We start from the raw sequence: 18,026 nt of genomic DNA on the forward strand, positions 1-18,026 counted from the left end.
CCAGCTACGACTAGGCAGCAAGCTGCCAAGTCTGCGCAACCCTCTCCCTTGAGGGAGAGGGATAAAGAGACACTATCCTCCCTCATCCCGATACACCGGCAACCCCAGCCCGCGCCAAATCGCCACCGCGCGCAGCACGAACCCCACCAGCGCCGCAATGACGCCAGCCACCGGCACGTCCAGCCCGGCCAGCCGCAACCCCACGAACAGCCCCGCTGCCACCGCCGCCGCCGTCACATAAAGTTCGGGCCGCAACAGGATCGACGGCTCACCCGCCAGCAGATCGCGCATGATGCCGCCGACGCAGCCGGTCACCACGCCCATCATCCCGGCGACAAAGGGCGGCACGCCGAAACTCATCGCCTTGGCCGCGCCGAACACCGCAAACGCCGCCAGCCCGATCGCATCCAGCCAGTCGAGCGCCCGCTCGCTCCAGAAGCGGCGCGGCGTACACCAGACGATCACCGCCGCGCACATGCAGGTGATGGCAGGCGCGGCATCCACCACCCAGAAAACCGGCGCACCGATCAGCAAATCCCGCAACGTGCCGCCGCCCACCCCCGTCACCAGCGCGAAAAAGGCAAAGGTCACCAACGTCTGCCTGAGCCGCGCCGCCGCCAGCGCCCCAGACGCGGCAAACACGAACGTGCCGACGATGCTAAGCGTCTCCAGCACCGGGCCGATGGAGGTGGCAAGAAGGGGCGCGGGAGGGAGCATGACTATACACTTACGTTCGTTTCGAGCGAAGTCGAGAAACGTTGCGCACCCCAAACCCGTTCGGGCTGAGCGAAGTCGAAGCCTTGAAACGAGTCACGTGCCTCGTTTCAACCTGAGCGGAGGCGAAGGCACCTCGCTTCGCTCGGTAGAACCCTTCGACTTCGCTCAGGGCGAACGGCGGTAGAGTACCCCTATTTCCGCCCCTTCTCCCCCGCCAGCCGGCTCATCAATATCGCCGCGCGCTTGGCCTGGCGCTTCATGCTCGACAGGTCGGCCTGTTCCGCCGGGCTATGGTCGCCACTCGACGTCACGCCCAGCCCGACCAGCCCGTCCGTATCCTGCGCCACGAAGCTGATATCGCCCGCCCCGCGCTTCAGCGGGTCCAGCTCCGGCATCACCGCCAGCCCCAGATCGGCATTGACCCCGTTCAGCTTCACGAGCAGCGCGCGATTGCCCGCCGTCGGCGCCATCGACGGATAGCCCATATCGAACGCGATCGTCGCCGACGTGCCGGGCAGATGCCCTGCGCCAACGATCGCCTGCATCTTCGCCCGCACCCGCGCCGTCTGCTCCTCGCTCAGCGTGCGAAAATCACCCTTGGCCACGGCGATCGGCGGGATGATATTGGTCTTGCCCGTCACCGCAATGCGCACGCCGTCCTTGTCCACGTCCGCGCTCTGCCCGCCACCGATCAGCCCGACATTGAAGGTCAGATTGGGTTCGGGCAGCTCCTTGCGAAACGCCACGATGATCCGCGCCAGCTCATAGACCGCGCCGTCGCCCGCATTGGCGGAAAAAATCCCCGAACTATGCCCCGACTTGCCCGTCGCGGTCAGCGTCCAGCTATTGGAGGATCGCCGCGCGATCGACCCCATATCCTTGCCATTTTCCTGGCTCAGCCCTTCAAAATCCAGCGCCACATCGGCGCGTTTGCCTGCCGCAATCAGGTCGGCCCGCGCTATGCTGATCGGATCGCCCGAATCCTCCTCGTCCCCGGTCAGCACCACCTCGATATTCGCAGCTTTCAGCGTGCCTGCCGCCTGCATCGCCTTCAATGCCAGCAGCATCGTGACGACCCCGCCCTTGTCGTCCGCCACGCCCGGCCCGCGCGCCCAATCTCCACCGGAAGCGCCGCCCTTGCGCTCGAACTTTTGAAACGGCGAATCCGGCTCGAACACCGTATCCAGATGTCCGATCAGCAGCATCTTGGTGGTCCCGGCCTTCCCCTTATGCACCGCGATCAGATGCCCGGCGCGCTTGGCCGCATCCATCGGCTGCCATGTCACGACAAAGCCCAACCTCTCAAATTCAGGCCGCAGCATGTCGGCCACCGCCTTCACCCCCGCCAGATTCATCGATCCGCTATTCTGGTTCACCAGCCTTTCGAGCAGGCCGATCGCGGGTTCATAGCCCGCCTCGACGCTGGTGGTGATCGTGCGTTCGGCGGGCGACAGCGCCGCCCCGGCGGGCGTCCCCGCCATCAGCATCACGCCCGCGATCAAGCCTGCCCGCATCCTCACTTGGCCAGTTCCGCCTCGATCGCCGCGACCAGTGCCGCGTCGTCAGGCGCGGTCGTCGGCGCAAAGCGCGCCGCCACGCTGCCATCCTTGGCGATCAGGAACTTCTCGAAATTCCACAACACTTCGGGCACCGGATTGGGGGTCATGCCATAGCCTTTCAGCTTCTCGCGAAACACGTCACCCTCACCCTGCGCTTCCGGCACGGCGCTGGTCAGCGCGGCATAGAGCGGATGCTTGTCCGGCCCGGTCACCACGATTTTCTCGAACATCGGGAAATCGACGCCGAAATTGGTGGTGCAGAAAGTCGCGATCTCGTCGTTCGTCCCCGGTTCCTGCGCGCCGAAATCATTGGCCGGGAAGCCCGCGACCACCAGCCCCTTGTCCTTATAATCGGCGTAGAGCTTTTCCAGCCCTTCATATTGCGGGGTCAGGCCACATTTGGACGCGACATTGACCGCCAGCACCACCTTGCCCGCATAATCGGCGAGGGACGTGTCCGCGCCCTTGATCGTCTTGAGCGGGATCGCTTGAATATCGGTCATCTTGTCGTCTCCTGTGAAAATGTGCGTGTAGCCTGCCACTATATCGCCGCGCCGAACAGATGCCCCGCACCCGCCGTCACCGCCATCGCCAAAGCGCCCCAGAACAGGGTCCGGCTGATCGATCGCACCACCCGCGCCCCGCCCAGCCGCGCGCCGACATAGCCCAACAGCACCAGGCATAGCAGGCACAGGCCAACGATCGCGATAATCGCGCTGCCCGCCGGCACGATCGCCGCGACAAGCACCGGCGGCGCGGCCCCCACGGCAAAGCTCGCCGCCGACGCCATCGCCGCCTGCACCGGCCGGGCCGTGGCAATATCCGAAATCCCCAGTTCGTCGCGGGCATGCGCGCCCAGCGCATCGGCGGCCATCAACTGCTGCGCCACCTGCCCCGCCAGATCGGGCGTCAGGCCGCGCTCGACATAGATGTCGCGCAACTCCGCCCATTCCTCATCGGGCTGCGCAGCCAGCGCATGACGCTCCTTGGCCAGGTCTGCGCGCTCCGTATCCGACTGCGCACTGACGGACACATATTCCCCCGCCGCCATCGACATCGCGCCCGCCACCAGCGCCGCAATCCCGGTCAGCAATATCGTCTGTCCATCCGCCCCGGACGCGGCGATGCCGGTCATCAGACTGGCGGTCGACACAATCCCGTCATTGGCCCCCAGCACCGTCGCGCGTAGCCAGCCAACGCGGTTCACATAATGAACGGCATGGTGCGGCTGGTCGGTTACGGTGTCCATCAGTCAGCCCCTGTTACGATCCTGCCCCACCCTGCCGTCGGTTTGGCGCGAAGTCGAGTGTCCCATGATACGTGCTCCCGCGCAGGCGGGAGCCCAGTTGATAGCGTGGGACTAGGCTCCCGCCTACGCGGGAGCACAACAGCTTACCCCGCCAACCCTTCCGCCTTCTCCGCCAGTTCCAGCCAGCGCATTTCCGCTGCCTCTTTCTCCGCCCGCGCCTTCTCGATCGCGCCGGTCAGCGCATCGAACCGCTTGCGATCGCGCGTATAGAGCGCCGGGTCCGCCAGCACATCCTCGTCGCGCGCAATCGCTGCTTCCAGTTCCTCGACCCGCTTGGGCAGCAGTTCCAGGTCGCGCTGATCCTTATAGGTCAGTTTCGCCGACACAGGCTTTGGCGGCGCGGGTGCGGCAACCGCCTTCTTCTCGGCTTTCACCGCCTTGCGCGGATCGCGCTTGGCAATCCAGTCGGCATAGCCGCCCACGATCACATCGACCACGCCGGTGCCGTCCAGCCCCAGCGTGACAGTCACCGTCCGGTCCAGAAAGTCGCGGTCATGGCTGACGATCAGCACCGTGCCGTCATAATCGGCAATCACTTCCTGCAACAGGTCCAGCGTTTCGAGGTCCAGATCGTTGGTCGGCTCGTCCAGCACCAGCAGATTGGATTCACGCGCAAATTCCCGCGCGAACAGCAAGCGCGAGCGCTCCCCACCCGATAGCGTCGCCACCTTCGCCTCCGCCAGCGACGGGTCGAACAGAAAATCCTTGAGGTAACCATGGACATGCTTGCGCACCCCGCGCACGTCGATCCAGTCGCCCCCCTCGGCCAGCACTTCGCGCACCGTCTTGTCACCCTGCATCAGGCTGCGCTGCTGGTCGATGAAGATCATGTCCAGCGTCTTGGCCTGGCTCACCGTCCCGCTATCGGGCTGCAATTCGCCGGTCAGCAGCTTCAGCAACGTCGTCTTGCCCGCGCCATTGCCCCCGACGATGCCGATCCGGTCGCCTCGCTGGACCCGCAGCGACAGATTGTCGATGATCGTGCGGTCTCCGAACATCTTGGTGGCATGTTCGACCTTGATCACGCTCTTGGTCTTGCTGTCGTCGCTGGCCACGGCGATCTTGGCCACGCCCTGCGGCCCGCTCATCGCCGCGCGAGTCTCGCGCATTTCCCACAGCTTGGCCAGCCGCCCCTGGTTGCGCTTGCGCCGCGCGGTGACGCCCCGCTCCAGCCAGTGCGCCTCGATCTTCAGCTTCGCGTCCAGCTTCTCCGCCGCCCGCGCCTCTTCGGCATAGACCGCTTCCATCCACTGCTCGAACCCGCCAAAGCCGATCTCGTTGCGCCGCATCTGTCCCCGGTCCAGCCACAGCGTCTGCCGCGTCAGCCGGGTCAGGAAGGCGCGGTCATGGCTGATGACGATGAAACCGCCATTATAGCGCGCCAGCCAGTTTTCCAGCCAGTCGATCGCGGCAATATCCAGATGGTTGGTCGGCTCGTCCAGCAACAGCAGGTCCGGCTCGCTCGCCAATGCCCGCGCGATCGCCGCCCGCCGCCGCTCGCCGCCACTCGCCGTCTTGGCCTCACGGCTCAGGTCGATGCCCAGCTGGTCGGCAATCGCCTCCACCTCATGCGCGGGTGGCGCAAATTCGCCCGCCAGCGCGAAATCATGCAGCGTCGCGAACGCACTGACGTCCGGGTCCTGCTCCAGCGTGATGATCCGCGCGCCCGGCTGCACCGACCGCACGCCCTCATCCGCCTCAAGTCTACCGCCCAGCAGCTTGAGCAAGGTCGTCTTGCCCACGCCGTTGCGCCCGATCAGCGCCAGCCGGTCGCGCGCGCCGACATGAATGTCCATCCCGCGAAACAGCCAGTGACTGCCCTGCGAGAGGCCGAGATTTTCAAACGAAAGAAGAGGTGCTGCCATGCGCGTGCAGCTAGTCGCAAGATCGCAACGGGGCAAGCATATCCTCCCCGACACGGGGAGGAATGGAACCGCAACCTGTCTGACGGCTTTCAACGCATGTCAGCGTCCATTCATCGCAGCCGTCACAAACAGGCGGCATCCCAACAGGAGAATTCCCCCCATGAAATCCGCCCTCGCCATCATGGCGCTTGCCGCTTCGTCGCTGCCGGTGGCCGCCATCGCCCAGACCAATGTGACCATCGCCGAAACCGCGCCGGTCGTGACGCTCAACGTCACCGAAAGCGTCGAGGGTTCGCCCGACATCGCCACCGTCGGCACCGGCGTCCAGACCCGCGCGCCCACCGCGCAGGCCGCGATGCAGGACAATGCGGCCAAGACCGAAAAACTGATTGCCGCCCTCGCCAAGGCCGGGATCGCGAAAAAAGACATCCAGACCAGCGGCATCAACCTGTCGGCCCAATATGACTATAACCAGCGTGAGGGCGAACCCGCCGGCCCGCGCTTCATCGGCTATGAGGCGTCAAACCAGCTGACCGTCAAACTGCGCGACATCAAGAAGGTCGGCCCCCTGCTTGACGCCATGGTGGCGGCAGGCGCGACAAACATCAATGGCCCGACCTTCGCGATCGACAATCCCGCGCCGATGCTGGTGCAGGCGCGCGGCGCCGCGCTCAAGAGCGCCAAGGCCCAGGCCGATTTCTACGCCCAGGCCGCAGGCTACCGCTCCGCCCGCCTCCTCTCCATCGCCGAAAGCAATAGCGGCGGCCAGCCCCCCATGGCGATGCTGCAAAGCGCCCGCTTCAAGGCCGACGCCGCCCCCACCACCCCGGTAGAACCCGGCCAGGTCAGCGCATCGGTCACGCTTACGGTGCAATACGCACTGGAGAAGTAAGGCCCCACACCCCGTCATCCCGGCGAACGCCGGGATCCCGCTTCCTTCTTCCAACCAGGCGCAAGAAAGCGGGATGCCAGCGTGCGCTGGCATGACGGAGAGGGACAATCCATTCCCCCTCCCCCATTCACCACCTGTTCAATGCCTTCCGCCTATGCCATGCCCATGACAATGATGCGCAAAAGCCTGATCGCCGGAATCATCGCCATGGGGGCCGCACTCGCGCTGGTCCCCGTTGCCGACGCTGGCGGACGACGCGATGAACAGGACGCCGCCCGTCGCGCCATGCTCGACGGACAGGTCATGCCCTTCGCCATGATCAAGCGCCGCGTCGATTCGCAGATGAACGGGGCCAGCTATGTCGGCAGCGAATTCAACCCCTCCTCCAACCGTTACCGCCTGAAATATGTGAAGGACGGCAAGGTGATGTGGGTTGATGCAGACGGCCGGACAGGCGATATCATCGGCTGGGCGCGCTGACCGCGCCTGACACAGAATTAGAAACGGAACAGCCCATGCGTCTGCTGATCGTCGAGGATGAACCAAGTCTGGGCCAGCAGCTCAGGAACACGCTGGAGGGCGCAGGCTATGCCGTCGACCTCGCCACCGATGGCGAGGATGGGCATTTTCTTGGCTCGACCGAAAATTACGACGCGGTCGTGCTGGACCTTGGCCTCCCCACCATCGACGGCCTGACCGTTCTGGACCGCTGGCGCAAGGAAGGCCGCGCCTTCCCGGTGCTGGTGCTGACCGCGCGTGACAGCTGGTCGGACAAGGTGGCGGGGCTGGACGCCGGCGCTGACGACTATCTCGCCAAGCCCTTCCAGTCCGAAGAACTCATCGCCCGCCTGCGCGCCCTTATCCGCCGTGCGTCGGGCAATGCGTCGAGCGAACTGACGGCCGGCGACGTCCGCCTCGACACGCGATCCGGCAAGGTGACGCTCAGCGGCGATCCGGTGAAACTCACCGCGCAGGAATATAAACTCCTGTCCTACCTGCTCCACCACAAGGGCAAGGTGGTCAGCCGCACCGAATTGATCGAGCACATCTACGACCAGGATTTCGACCGCGATTCCAACACCATCGAAGTGTTCGTCACCCGCATCCGCAAGAAACTGGGCGCCGACGTCATCACCACCATCCGCGGCCTGGGCTACAGCCTGGACGAGCCGGGGCGCTGACACCAAACCCAGCATCCGTTCGGGCTGAGCGAAGTCGAAGCCTTCACCTGAACGCTGTGAAGGCACTTCGCTCCGCTCAGTGGACCCCTTCGACTTCGCTCAGGGCGAACGGTAAAGGGGGATGCGAATGACTGACACCACCGCCCCTCCCCCCGTCCGCTCCACCGGCTCCATCAGCCGCCGGATGATCGGCATCGCTGCGCTGTGGATCAGCGTGCTGCTGGTCGGCGGCGGCGTGGCGCTGGACCGGGTGCTGGCCGACGCCATCACCCGCAATTTCGACGACGGCATGAATTATGTGCTGACCGCGATGATCGCCGCGTCGGAAATCGGCCCCGACGGCGAAGTCCTGTTCAACCGCGAACTCGCCGACCAGCGCTTCCTCGAACCCAATAGCGGCCTCTATTATCAGGTCAGCGCAAAAGGGCATGAGGACTGGCGCTCCCGCTCGCTTTGGGACCGCGCGATCAAGGTGCCCGCTGACCATCATGACCGCCACCTCCATGTCTATGACAGCAAGCAATTTCCCGGCGAAGATCTGCGCATCATGGAGCGCACCGTCGTCCTGCCCGGATCGAACACCCGCTGGATGTTCATCGTTGGCCAGGCGCGCGAGGGACTGAACGCCCAGATCCGGACCCTGCGCACCACCCTGTTCCAGAGCTTCGCCCTGCTCGCGCTCGGCCTGTTCGTGCTGGCCACGCTCCAGACCCTCTATGGCCTGCGTCCCCTGCGCAAGGTGCGGCTGGAAATCATCCGTATGCGCGACGGCCTCAAAAGCCGCGTCACCGAACCCATGCCCGCCGAAGTGCTGCCCATGGTCGAGGAGTTGAACGCGCTGCTCGCCCACAACGAACGCCAGGCGGAGGAAGCACGCACCCATGCGGGCAATCTCGCCCATGCGCTCAAGACCCCGCTGACCGTCATCATGAACGCCGCCACCGCGAAGGCACCCGACCTTGGCGAAACCGTGATCCGCGAAGCCACCACGATGCGGCGGCAGGTCGATCATCACCTCGCCCGCGCCCGCGCCGTCGGCAGGCGCGGCGCTGCGCAAAGCCGCGCCGACGTCTGGGCCAGCCTGACCGCCGTCGAGCGCGCCGTCGCCCGCCTCTACGCCCACGCCCGCGTCGACATGGATGGCGACAAGGACGCCGCCGTCCGCGTCGAGCGGCAGGATCTTGACGAAATGCTCGGCAACCTCGTCGAAAACGCCGCGAAATATGGCGGCGGCAGCGTATTCGCCACGGTCCAGCGCGCAGGCGACATGATCGAGATATTGGTCGAGGATGACGGCACCGGCATCCCGCCCGCCGACCGCACCCGCATCTTCGACCGCGGCGTCCGCCTCGATTCCGGCAAACCCGGCACCGGCCTTGGCCTGGCCATCGTCCGCGACGTCGCCGAAATCTACGGCGGCACCGTCACCCTGGAAGAAAGCGAGGATTTGGGCGGCCTCCTAGTCCGCCTAAAACTCCCCGCCGCCTGACCTACCTTCTCCCCACGGGGGAGAAGGATACGAAGCCTTTGCCGCGAAGCGGCTTAGGCGAAGTTGGATGAGGGGGACCAACGCCAACGTCACCCTCCACCCTTGCCATCCACCCCCGCACCTGCGAAGCAATAGCATCGCACCCCGCGTACCACCCCACCCCGGCCAGAACAGGAACCCCATGCGGCGGCACCTCTACCTCATCGCCGGTTTCGCCTCGCTCGGCCTCGGTGCCATCGGCGCGTTCCTGCCGCTGCTGCCCACCGTCCCCTTCATGATCCTCGCCGCCTTCTGCTTCGCCCGCTCCAGCCCCGCGCTGGAGGCAAAGCTGCTCGACCACAGACATTTCGGCCCCCACATCCGCCGCTGGCGGGAACGCGGCGCGATCAGCCGCCGCGGCAAGAAAGCGGCGCTGGCCGCCTTCGCCTTCAGCGCCACCCTCGCCCTCTTCCTCTCCCCCTGGCCCTGGTATCTCCTCCCCCTCACCGCCGCCCTGATCGGCGGCACCTGGATCTGGACCCGTCCAGAGGCGTGAGGGCGATTGGCAAAAGAAGGCAGGACACCCCTCCCCCCGTCATCCCGGACTTGATCCGGGATCCATTCCCGCAAGGCTAGCGATTGAGCGCAAACGTAGAGCCAATGGATCCTGACTTCCGTCAGGATGACGACGCTATTTAATCATAAGCCCCCCTGCCTTCTCCCCACGGGGGAGAAGGATACGCAGCCTTACCGAACGCTATAAGGTTAGGCGAAGTTGGATGAGGGGGATCAACGCTGGCGGCGCGCACTACCGAGAGGCCGCCACACCCACCTTCGTCACCGTGGCAATGAAGCGACCACTTTTTACCGTTGGCGATAGCGATTGGGTTGCTCCATTGCGGACATAACGATCATGCGGCTAAATCATACGAATGAATGTGAAAGGCTCATTTGCGATCTGGTGGAAGCCGCTCCCCCTGTGGTTAAAACTTGCCACGGTTTTGATCGCTTATCCCGCTTGGGCCTTGATCGTGTATTGCATAGTATCAGGCACAGCGAAGGGTGCGTTGTCGCTCTGGGCGGTCGGCGCTTTCGGGCTAGTCGTTCTCCTCCATATTATGTTCGACAGCCGCAATCGCAAAAAAGGCATAGAGCATCTCGGCGGGTTAGAACTGCACGGTGGCGATGATTGATTCCGTGGAAGCTGCCTAGCCGCAAACGACCATTCGCAGTTTTACTCGGTTAAAGTCGCGTCATCTGAAACCGGACTTAAGTTGATTACCTTATCGACGATTATCTCATAGTCGAAGGCGCTCAAGTGCCCGTAGCTTCCCTTGCGAGCCGTCTGCCGTCCCACAAACTCAACTTCGTAGAGGCCTTCGTCGCTAGCCGAAGAGGTCAGAGCCTTCCCCGACAACCAGACGCGGTCGCCAGCAGTTTGATAGGAGCAGGAACCAGCGGGCGATGGACAAAAGCGGGAATTCTCGAATTCTCTTCTCCATAGGCCTTTCCACTGACGGGCTGGTGTCATTTCGAAGCACTCATCTGTGCTCGACGGCATCGCTTCGATACCACCATATTTAATCTTGTTAAGGCATCCCTCGGTGATGCCCGGCAATCCTTCTCGAAACTCTTGAATATCGTTATCCGAGAACCGCTGTGGTTGCTGTTCACACCCTTGCGTCACCAACAGTATAAAAGGAGCGAGGTTCATAAAACGGCATTGCATGTTGCGATGATGGCCAGATCGACCCCTCTCTGCAACGTCTGACTTGAGTGATGCTGATCCAATATCAGCCCGTCCGCTAACCACCCCAGCCAGACCCACACCTGTCCTACACCCGCCCCACCTGCTACACTCGCGCCCGGCTCTTTCCCATCGTCCACCCCAGCACAACCGCGCAAATCCCCCACGCGCAACATGGGCGAAGTTTGCGAACTTCCGCGCCACCCACAACCACCGGTCCGCGTAACATCCTGTCCGCACCACGCACGAAAATATCACAATCACCGGGAAATATGCGAAGTTAAGCCCCGCAAATCCTATTTATCGGTCGCGCCCCACACGTCCTGCGCCTTCACATAACCGCGCTGGCCCTTCACGTCGAAGCTGCACCAGCCACCCGAACAGTCGGACAGGCGCCCCACCACCCCTTTTTGCGCACGAAACAGCGTCCGCGCACCATCGCTGGCCGATTCGCGCAACGGCGCCTCCGCCGCCCGCACCACGCCAGTCGGGGTATCGCTGAGCAACCGGACATGCATCCACCCCTGCGCGCCGTCCGGGTCCTCGACCTTGCGCCACAGGCCCAGCACCTGCACCACCTTCACCGGCAGGTCGCGGCGGCGATAGATCCAGTTGGACGGGTAATCCAGGCTTGGCCCGACCCGCATCCGCGCCTCATTCTGCGCGATCGACGCCCAGTAAGGCACGGGCTTGCCCGCCGCGATCGCCGCGCCACCCGCTGCGCCCAGCGCCATGACGACGCCCGCGCCCAGCCAGATGCGCTTCATGCCAGACCTGTTTTTCCTGTCACCCATGGCCTTCCCATAGCCGCTGCGCCGCCCCCGCGACAACTGCTGACTTGCCCGATCCGCCATAAGCGCTTGACCGATGGCGCGGGCGGGCATAGCGGCGGGACATGGCCAAAAAACCGCGCCCCGCCAAGCCGCGCGTCATCGTCACGCGACGCCTGCCCCCCAATGTGGAGGCGCGCATGGCCGAACTGTTCGACGCCAGCTTCAATGTCGGTGATCAGCCGATGAGCCGCACCGAACTCGCCCGCGCCATGGCCCAGTGCGACGTGCTGGTCCCCTGCATCAGCGACCAGATCGACGCCACGCTGATCGCCGCCGCACCCGACCGGCTGCAACTCCTCGCCAGCTTCGGCAGCGGCGTCGATCATATCGACCTGACCGCCGCCCGCGCCAAGGGCATCATCGTCACCAACACGCCGGGCGTCCTGACCGAAGATACCGCCGACATGACGATGGCGCTGATCCTGTCGGTCCCCCGCCGCCTGGCCGAGGGGGAGAAGCTGGTGCGCAGCGGGCAGTGGCGCGGCTGGAGCCCGTCGGGGATGCTCGGCCACCGCATCGGCGGCAAGAAGCTGGGCATCATCGGCATGGGGCGTATTGGCCGGGCCGTCGCCCGCCGCGCCCGCGCCTTTGGCCTCACCATCGCCTATCACAACCGCCACCGCCTGCCGTTCGAGGTGGAGCAGGAACTGGAGGCCGAATGGATCGGCGACGTGGACGGCCTGCTCGCCGCCTGCGACATCGTGTCGATCCACTGCCCGCTCAATGCCGACACGCGCGGCCTGATCGACGCCCGGCGGATCGCGCTGATGCGCCCCGACGCCTATCTCATCAACACCTCCCGCGCGGAAATCACCGACGAAGCCGCGCTGATCGCCGCGCTGGACGAAGGCCGGATCGCGGGCGCAGGCCTCGACGTTTACACCCACGAGCCAGCCGTCGATCCCCGCCTCTTCGCCCTCGCCAACGTCGTGCTGCTCCCGCACATGGGGTCCGCCACCTTCGAAGGCCGCGACGCCACCGGCGCGCGCGTCATCGCCAATATCCGCAGCTGGGTCGATGGCCACCGCCCGCCCAATCAGGTGCTGGAAGGCTGGGTCTGACCGCGTGACAGAGGTTGGTGCAGCGGTGGACGAAACCGGGCGACTGGTCCGCGACGCCGCCGGTTTCCTGCTCCGGCGCGATTTGGGCGGCACCTACCGGCTGGTGCTGCTGCGCGTCCCTGTCGATCTGGTCGAAAAGCGGGTCCGGGTCCGCGGTTTTCACGCTGGCGACGGTATCGTCGAAGCGGACGGCGTCGCACCGGCCTGATCCCCTCCCCCGATCCCCTTGCCAAACGCGCCGGGACGGGCGATCCCTTGGCCCATGCGCACAATCATCGCCCTCCTCCTCGCCCCCCTCATCGCCACCGCCACCCCCGCCCTGGCGCAGGCGCAAACGCCCCATGACATGCTGGCCAAAGTCCTGGACTATCATTGGGCCTGGTGGCTTTCGGTCCACCCCGTCGATGCCACCGCGCGCGGCGTCCGCAGCTATGACGACCGCATCTATGATATTTCGCTGGCTGGCCGCGCCCAGCAGATCAAAGCCGAACAAGCCTTTGTCGCACGGCTGGACGCAATCGCCGACACCGACCTCAATGCCACCGACCGCGTCAACCGCGCCGTCCTGCTCTGGATGCTGCGCGACGACATTGCCGGCGAAGCGCATCCCGCCGAACGGCTGATGCTGTTCACAACCTATTATGGCTGGCATCAGGGCTTTGCCAGCATGGGCGACGGCCTGCCCTTCTACAATCGCGCCGACTATGACAGCTATCTGAAGCGCCTCTCGCTCTACCCCCGGCAAAATGGCGATGCGCTGGCCATCACGCGGCAGGCGATCAAGGGCGGCTATGTTCAGCCCTGCTCGGTGCTGGGCAAATATGCCGCCACGATCAGCGGCATCGTCGCGGGCAAGCCGCAGGACACCCGCTTCTACGAACCCTTCACCCGCGCCAAACCCCGCGACATCAGCGAAGCGGACTGGGCCGCGATGCAGGCCCGCGCCACCACGTTGATCCGCGATGTGATCGCGCCCGAATATGGCAAATGGCACGACCTGTTCGTGAAGGACTATCTGCCCGCCTGCCGCAAGAGCGACAGCGCCTCCACCCTGCCGGGCGGCGCAGGCTGGTATGCCAGCCGGGTCCGCGCCCACACCACCACCGACCTGACGCCCGACCAGATCCACGCCATCGGCCTGTCCGAAGTCGCCCGCATCCGCGCCCGCATGGATGAGGTCGCGGCCAAGGCAGGCTATCCCAGCCGCGCCGCCTTCATCGCCCATCTGCGCACTGATCCGCGCTATTACGCCAAAACGCCGGAAGAATTGCTGCAAGTCGCCGCGCGTCAGGCCAAGGCGATTGACGGCCTGCTGCCCCGCTATTTCGGCACCCTGCCCCGCCTGCCCTATGGTCTCAAACCCATCCCCGCCGCCGAAGCCGAAGGGACGACGACGGCCTATTATATGCCCGGCTCCCCCGAAAGCGGCATTGCGGGCACGTACTACGTCAACACCTCGAAACTCGACCAGCGCCCCTTTTGGGAACTGCCCGCGCTGACCGCCCATGAAGCGGTGCCGGGCCATCACAACCAGATCGCGCTGCAACAGGAATTGCCGCTGCCCCCGTTCCGCAAATATCTCGCGGGCTTCACCGCCTATGTCGAAGGCTGGGCGCTCTACACCGAATATCTGGGCGAGGAGATGGGCCTTTACGACACGCCCGAAAAGATGATGGGCCGCCTGTCCTACGAAATGTGGCGCGCCTGCCGTCTGGTGGTCGACACCGGCATCCATGCCAAGGGCTGGGACAAGGCGCGCGCCGTCGCCTTCATGAAGGAGAACAGCGCGCTGTCCGACGCCAATATCGATGCGGAGGTCAACCGCTATATCAGCTGGCCGGGTCAGGCGCTGGGCTACAAGCTGGGCGAGATCAAAATCCGCGAATTGCGGGCCAAGGCGGAAGGCACGCTCGGCCCGAAATTCGACCTGCGCGCCTTCCACGACGCGGTGCTGGCGCAGGGCGCGGTGCCGCTGACGGTGCTGGACAGCCAGATCGACGCCTGGATCGCGACGCAGAAGGCGCGCTGACCGGCCAAAAACCCGGTGCTGCAATAATCCTCCCCTGCAAGGGGAGGGGGACCGCCGAAGGTGGTGGAGGGGTGTCGCCCTATCGATAGCAGAACACCCCTCCGTCTGACCTACGGTCAGCCACCGCCTTGCAGGCAGGGCTATCGCATATGCGCTGCCCCCTCCTTCATCGTCATGCTGAACTTGTTTCAGCATCCATTTCTCGTCTCCAGCCGCGGCTTCTGGGGCACGATGGATCCTGAAATAAATTCAGGATGACGTTTTAGGGATAACGAAAAGTCATCTGCCTCAAGCCTATTTTGCTGCGCTGCGGCGGCTTGCCAATTGGTGTCGGTTCAACTACCGGGGGCCGACAGCTCCCCAGACCGGGCATAAAGATCGGCAAGTGGCGCTGCGCGTCGAATCCGTGCACTTTATGACGTTGGGGAAAAGATGAGCATTTACCTGGATTATCTGGCCGAAATCGACAGCCGAAAGACTCAGGGACTTGCGCCCAAGCCGATCGACGACGGTGTCCTGCTCAGCGAAATCATCACCCTCATCCAGGATGCGGCCAGCGAGCATCGCGCCGACGCGCTCAAATTCTTCATCTACAACACGCTGCCCGGCACGACGAGCGCAGCCGCTGCCAAGGCCGCGTTCCTCAAGCAGATCATCCTGGGCGACGTGACCGTCCCGGAAATCAGCCCGGCCTTCGCGCTCGAACTGCTCAGCCATATGAAGGGCGGCCCCTCGATCGGCGTGCTGCTCGACATCGCGCTGGGCGATGACGCCGCGATCGCGGTTCAGGCGGGCGACGTCCTCAAGACCCAGTTCTTCCTCTATGACGCCGACATGTTCCGCCTGCGCGACGCCTATCTGGCGGGCAATCCGGTCGCGAAGGACGTGCTGGAAAGCTACGCCCAGGCCGAATTTTTCACCAAGCTCCCCGATGTCGAGGATGAGATCAAGGTCGTCACCTACATCGCTGGCGAAGGCGATATCTCGACCGACCTGCTCTCGCCGGGCAATCAGGCGCACTCGCGCTCCGACCGTGAACTGCACGGCCTGTGCATGATGACGCCGCAGGCGCAGCAGGAGATTGTGGCATTGAAGGCCCAGCATCCCGACAAGCGCGTCATGCTGATCGCTGAAAAGGGCACGATGGGCGTGGGCAGCTCGCGCATGTCCGGCGTCAACAATGTGGCGCTGTGGACCGGCAAGCAGTCCAGCCCCTATGTGCCCTTCGTCAACTATGCCCCCGTCGTCGGCGGCACCAACGGCATCTCGCCCATCTTCGCGACCACCGTGGACGTGACCGGCGGCATCGGCATCAACCTCAAAAACTGGGTCAAGATGACCGGCCCGGATGGCAAGGCCATCCTCAACAATGATGGCAATCCGGTGCTGGAGGAAACATTCTCCGTCGCGACCGGCACGGTCCTCAAGATCGACGTCAAGAACAAGAAGCTGACCGACGAAGCGGGCAATGAACTGGTCGATGTCGCCTCTGCCTTCACCCCGCAAAAGATGGAATTCATGAAGGCGGGCAGCAGCTACGCCATCGTGTTCGGCAAGAAGCTCCAGACCTTCGCCGCCGAAACGCTGGGCGTCGAAGCGCCCTTGGTGTTCGCGCCGAACAAGGAAATTTCGGTCGAGGGTCAGGGTCTCACCGCGGTCGAAAAAATCTTCAACCGCAACGCCGTTGGCGTCACGCCGGGCAAGGTGCTGCACGCAGGGTCAGATGTCCGCGTCACCGTGAACATCGTGGGTTCGCAGGACACGACCGGCCTGATGACCGCGCAGGAACTCGAAGCGATGGCGGCCACCGTCATCTCGCCGCTGGTCGACGGTGCCTATCAGTCGGGCTGTCACACCGCATCGGTCTGGGACAAGAAGGCGCAGGCCAATATCCCCAAGCTCATGTCCTTCATGAACAATTTTGGCCTCATCACCGCGCGCGACCCCAAGGGCCGCTATCATGCGATGACCGACGTCATTCACAAGGTGCTGAACGACATCACCGTGGACGACTGGGCGATCATCATCGGCGGCGACAGCCACACCCGCATGTCAAAGGGCGTTGCCTTCGGCGCGGACTCCGGCACGGTTGCACTGGCGCTGGCGACGGGCGAAGCGACCATGCCCATCCCGCAGTCGGTCAAGGTCAGCTTCAAGGGCCAGATGCTGCCCTATATGGACTTCCGCGACGTCGTCCACGCAACCCAGGCGCAGATGCTCGCCCAGTTCGGCGAAAATGTGTTCCAGGGCCGCATCATCGAAGTCCATATCGGCACGCTGCTCGCCGATCAGGCCTTCACCTTCACCGACTGGACGGCCGAAATGAAGGCCAAGGCGTCGATCTGCATCTCACAGGACGAAACGCTGATCGAATCGCTGGAAATCGCCAAGTCGCGCATCCAGATCATGATCGACAAGGGCATGGAAAATGCCGCCGGCACGCTGCAAGGCCTGATCAACAAGGCCGACGCGCGGATCGCGGAAATCCGTTCGGGCGTGAAGCCCGCGCTGGCGCCCGACCCCAACGCCAAATATTTTGCCGAGGTCGTGGTCGATCTCGACCTGATCAACGAACCGATGATCGCCGACCCGGACGTCAACAATGCCGACGTCTCCAAGCGCTACACCCACGACACCATCCGCCCCGTTTCCTATTATGGCGGCACCAAGAAGGTCGATCTGGGCTTCATCGGTTCGTGCATGGTGCATAAGGGCGACATGAAAATCCTGGCCCAGATGCTCAAAAATATCGAAGCCAGCGAAGGCAAGGTCGAGTTCAAGGCACCGCTGGTCGTCGCCCCGCCCACCTACAACATCGTCGATGAGCTGAAGGCCGAAGGCGACTGGGACGTGCTGAAAAAATATGCCGGCTTCGAATTTGACGATGTCGCCCCCAAGAGCGCGGCCCGCACCAGCTATGAGAATATGCTGTATCTCGAACGTCCCGGCTGCAACCTGTGCATGGGCAATCAGGAAAAGGCCGCCAAGGGCGACACGGTCATGGCCACCTCGACCCGCCTGTTCCAGGGCCGCGTGGTGGAAGATACGGACGAGAAAAAGGGTGAATCGCTGCTCGCCTCGACCCCGGTCGTCGTTCTGTCGACCATCCTTGGCCGCACGCCCAGCATGGATGAATATAAGAGCGCCGTCGTCGGCATCGACCTGACCAAGTTCGCGCCGCCCGTGGCGCACTGATCCGGGGGCTGACAGACAATCCTCCCCTGCAGGGGGAGGTGTCGGCACGAAGTGCTGACACCTCCCCTTAAAGACAGGGGAACCGCCCCCTCCTTCATCGTCACCCTGAACTTGTTTCAGGGTCCATTTCTCCAGCTCAAGCGGCTGTTCGTGACGAGAAATGGATGCTG

The 18,026-nt window shown here is 64.1% G+C and carries 17 protein-coding genes; 10 read left to right on the forward strand and 7 right to left on the reverse strand.

Features of this window, described 5'->3' with window-relative positions:
• Positions 1-72: 72 nt before the first annotated feature.
• The 5 genes from D0Z70_RS08560 to D0Z70_RS08580 form a co-directional block, all read right to left on the reverse strand.
• Positions 73-717 carry a trimeric intracellular cation channel family protein gene (locus tag D0Z70_RS08560; RefSeq protein ID WP_119745363.1) on the reverse strand — a complete coding sequence of 215 codons (645 nt, stop codon included), beginning with the start codon at positions 715-717 and terminating at the stop codon, positions 73-75.
• Between the two features lie 191 nt (positions 718-908).
• Positions 909-2,231, reverse strand: a complete 1,323-nt coding sequence (locus D0Z70_RS08565; protein WP_119745365.1) for a M20/M25/M40 family metallo-hydrolase — start codon at positions 2,229-2,231, stop codon at positions 909-911.
• Between the two features lie 2 nt (positions 2,232-2,233).
• Entirely contained in the window at positions 2,234-2,779 is a 546-nt protein-coding gene (locus D0Z70_RS08570) for a glutathione peroxidase (protein WP_119745367.1), read from the reverse strand.
• A gap of 38 nt (positions 2,780-2,817) precedes the next feature.
• Complete coding sequence (locus D0Z70_RS08575; protein WP_119745369.1) at positions 2,818-3,525, reverse strand: VIT1/CCC1 transporter family protein; 708 nt, start codon at positions 3,523-3,525, stop codon at positions 2,818-2,820.
• 143 nt (positions 3,526-3,668) lie between these two features.
• A complete protein-coding gene (locus D0Z70_RS08580) occupies positions 3,669-5,450 on the reverse strand; it encodes an ABC-F family ATP-binding cassette domain-containing protein (protein ID WP_119745371.1) in 1,782 nt (593 codons plus the stop codon).
• Between the two features lie 160 nt (positions 5,451-5,610).
• Here D0Z70_RS08580 and D0Z70_RS08585 point away from each other — a divergent pair, with 160 nt between their 5' ends.
• The 6 genes from D0Z70_RS08585 (at position 5,611) to D0Z70_RS08610 (ending at position 10,184) form a co-directional block, all read left to right on the forward strand.
• Complete coding sequence (locus tag D0Z70_RS08585; RefSeq protein ID WP_119745373.1) at positions 5,611-6,342, forward strand: SIMPL domain-containing protein; 732 nt, start codon at positions 5,611-5,613, stop codon at positions 6,340-6,342.
• Between the two features lie 141 nt (positions 6,343-6,483).
• Positions 6,484-6,822 carry a hypothetical protein gene (locus tag D0Z70_RS08590; RefSeq protein ID WP_119745375.1) on the forward strand — a complete coding sequence of 113 codons (339 nt, stop codon included), beginning with the start codon at positions 6,484-6,486 and terminating at the stop codon, positions 6,820-6,822.
• A 35-nt stretch (positions 6,823-6,857) separates the two neighbouring features.
• Positions 6,858-7,523 carry a response regulator transcription factor gene (locus D0Z70_RS08595; protein ID WP_006953141.1) on the forward strand — a complete coding sequence of 222 codons (666 nt, stop codon included), beginning with the start codon at positions 6,858-6,860 and terminating at the stop codon, positions 7,521-7,523.
• A 184-nt stretch (positions 7,524-7,707) separates the two neighbouring features.
• On the forward strand, positions 7,708-9,012 hold the full coding sequence (locus D0Z70_RS08600; protein WP_119745377.1) for a sensor histidine kinase: 1,305 nt from the start codon (positions 7,708-7,710) through the stop codon (positions 9,010-9,012).
• Positions 9,013-9,193: 181 nt separating this feature from the next.
• The gene (locus tag D0Z70_RS08605; protein WP_119745380.1) at positions 9,194-9,547 is read left to right on the forward strand and encodes a YbaN family protein; all 354 of its coding nucleotides are present in this window, start codon (positions 9,194-9,196) and stop codon (positions 9,545-9,547) included.
• 376 nt (positions 9,548-9,923) lie between these two features.
• Positions 9,924-10,184: a hypothetical protein gene (locus D0Z70_RS08610; RefSeq protein ID WP_119745382.1), complete on the forward strand. Its 261-nt coding sequence runs from the start codon at positions 9,924-9,926 to the stop codon at positions 10,182-10,184.
• 41 nt (positions 10,185-10,225) lie between these two features.
• Here D0Z70_RS08610 and D0Z70_RS08615 read toward each other — a convergent pair whose 3' ends face one another.
• Complete coding sequence (locus tag D0Z70_RS08615) at positions 10,226-10,720, reverse strand: hypothetical protein (RefSeq protein WP_182913899.1); 495 nt, start codon at positions 10,718-10,720, stop codon at positions 10,226-10,228.
• A 314-nt stretch (positions 10,721-11,034) separates the two neighbouring features.
• Positions 11,035-11,505 carry an SH3 domain-containing protein gene (locus D0Z70_RS08620; protein ID WP_239018861.1) on the reverse strand — a complete coding sequence of 157 codons (471 nt, stop codon included), beginning with the start codon at positions 11,503-11,505 and terminating at the stop codon, positions 11,035-11,037.
• Positions 11,506-11,633: 128 nt separating this feature from the next.
• Between D0Z70_RS08620 and D0Z70_RS08625 the strand changes: the two genes are divergently transcribed.
• From D0Z70_RS08625 to D0Z70_RS08640, 4 genes are all read left to right on the forward strand, one after another.
• Entirely contained in the window at positions 11,634-12,632 is a 999-nt protein-coding gene (locus D0Z70_RS08625) for a 2-hydroxyacid dehydrogenase (RefSeq protein ID WP_119745386.1), read from the forward strand.
• A 4-nt stretch (positions 12,633-12,636) separates the two neighbouring features.
• Entirely contained in the window at positions 12,637-12,840 is a 204-nt protein-coding gene (locus D0Z70_RS08630) for a DUF5818 domain-containing protein (RefSeq protein ID WP_119745388.1), read from the forward strand.
• Positions 12,841-12,894: 54 nt separating this feature from the next.
• Positions 12,895-14,661, forward strand: coding sequence for a DUF885 domain-containing protein (locus D0Z70_RS08635; RefSeq protein ID WP_119745390.1), 1,767 nt, complete (start codon positions 12,895-12,897; stop codon positions 14,659-14,661).
• A gap of 432 nt (positions 14,662-15,093) precedes the next feature.
• Positions 15,094-17,856 carry a bifunctional aconitate hydratase 2/2-methylisocitrate dehydratase gene (locus D0Z70_RS08640; RefSeq protein ID WP_119745392.1) on the forward strand — a complete coding sequence of 921 codons (2,763 nt, stop codon included), beginning with the start codon at positions 15,094-15,096 and terminating at the stop codon, positions 17,854-17,856.
• Positions 17,857-18,026 lie beyond the last annotated feature (170 nt).

The organism is Sphingobium terrigena (assembly GCF_003591655.1).
In the GTDB taxonomy this organism is placed as follows: Bacteria; Pseudomonadota; Alphaproteobacteria; order Sphingomonadales; family Sphingomonadaceae; genus Sphingobium; species Sphingobium terrigena.

What these genes read in the sequence shown, in the direction of transcription:
- D0Z70_RS08560 (WP_119745363.1), bottom strand. Translation starts at nt 717, where the DNA reads ATGCTCCCTCCCGCGCCCCTTCTTGCCACCTCCATCGGCCCGGTGCTG.
- D0Z70_RS08565 (WP_119745365.1), bottom strand. Translation starts at nt 2,231, where the DNA reads ATGCGGGCAGGCTTGATCGCGGGCGTGATGCTGATGGCGGGGACGCCC.
- D0Z70_RS08570 (WP_119745367.1), bottom strand. Translation starts at nt 2,779, where the DNA reads ATGACCGATATTCAAGCGATCCCGCTCAAGACGATCAAGGGCGCGGAC.
- D0Z70_RS08575 (WP_119745369.1), bottom strand. Translation starts at nt 3,525, where the DNA reads ATGGACACCGTAACCGACCAGCCGCACCATGCCGTTCATTATGTGAAC.
- D0Z70_RS08580 (WP_119745371.1), bottom strand. Translation starts at nt 5,450, where the DNA reads ATGGCAGCACCTCTTCTTTCGTTTGAAAATCTCGGCCTCTCGCAGGGC.
- D0Z70_RS08585 (WP_119745373.1), top strand. Translation starts at nt 5,611, where the DNA reads ATGAAATCCGCCCTCGCCATCATGGCGCTTGCCGCTTCGTCGCTGCCG.
- D0Z70_RS08590 (WP_119745375.1), top strand. Translation starts at nt 6,484, where the DNA reads ATGCCTTCCGCCTATGCCATGCCCATGACAATGATGCGCAAAAGCCTG.
- D0Z70_RS08595 (WP_006953141.1), top strand. Translation starts at nt 6,858, where the DNA reads ATGCGTCTGCTGATCGTCGAGGATGAACCAAGTCTGGGCCAGCAGCTC.
- D0Z70_RS08600 (WP_119745377.1), top strand. Translation starts at nt 7,708, where the DNA reads ATGATCGGCATCGCTGCGCTGTGGATCAGCGTGCTGCTGGTCGGCGGC.
- D0Z70_RS08605 (WP_119745380.1), top strand. Translation starts at nt 9,194, where the DNA reads ATGCGGCGGCACCTCTACCTCATCGCCGGTTTCGCCTCGCTCGGCCTC.
- D0Z70_RS08610 (WP_119745382.1), top strand. Translation starts at nt 9,924, where the DNA reads ATGAATGTGAAAGGCTCATTTGCGATCTGGTGGAAGCCGCTCCCCCTG.
- D0Z70_RS08615 (WP_182913899.1), bottom strand. Translation starts at nt 10,720, where the DNA reads ATGCAATGCCGTTTTATGAACCTCGCTCCTTTTATACTGTTGGTGACG.
- D0Z70_RS08620 (WP_239018861.1), bottom strand. Translation starts at nt 11,505, where the DNA reads ATGAAGCGCATCTGGCTGGGCGCGGGCGTCGTCATGGCGCTGGGCGCA.
- D0Z70_RS08625 (WP_119745386.1), top strand. Translation starts at nt 11,634, where the DNA reads ATGGCCAAAAAACCGCGCCCCGCCAAGCCGCGCGTCATCGTCACGCGA.
- D0Z70_RS08635 (WP_119745390.1), top strand. Translation starts at nt 12,895, where the DNA reads ATGCGCACAATCATCGCCCTCCTCCTCGCCCCCCTCATCGCCACCGCC.
- D0Z70_RS08640 (WP_119745392.1), top strand. Translation starts at nt 15,094, where the DNA reads ATGAGCATTTACCTGGATTATCTGGCCGAAATCGACAGCCGAAAGACT.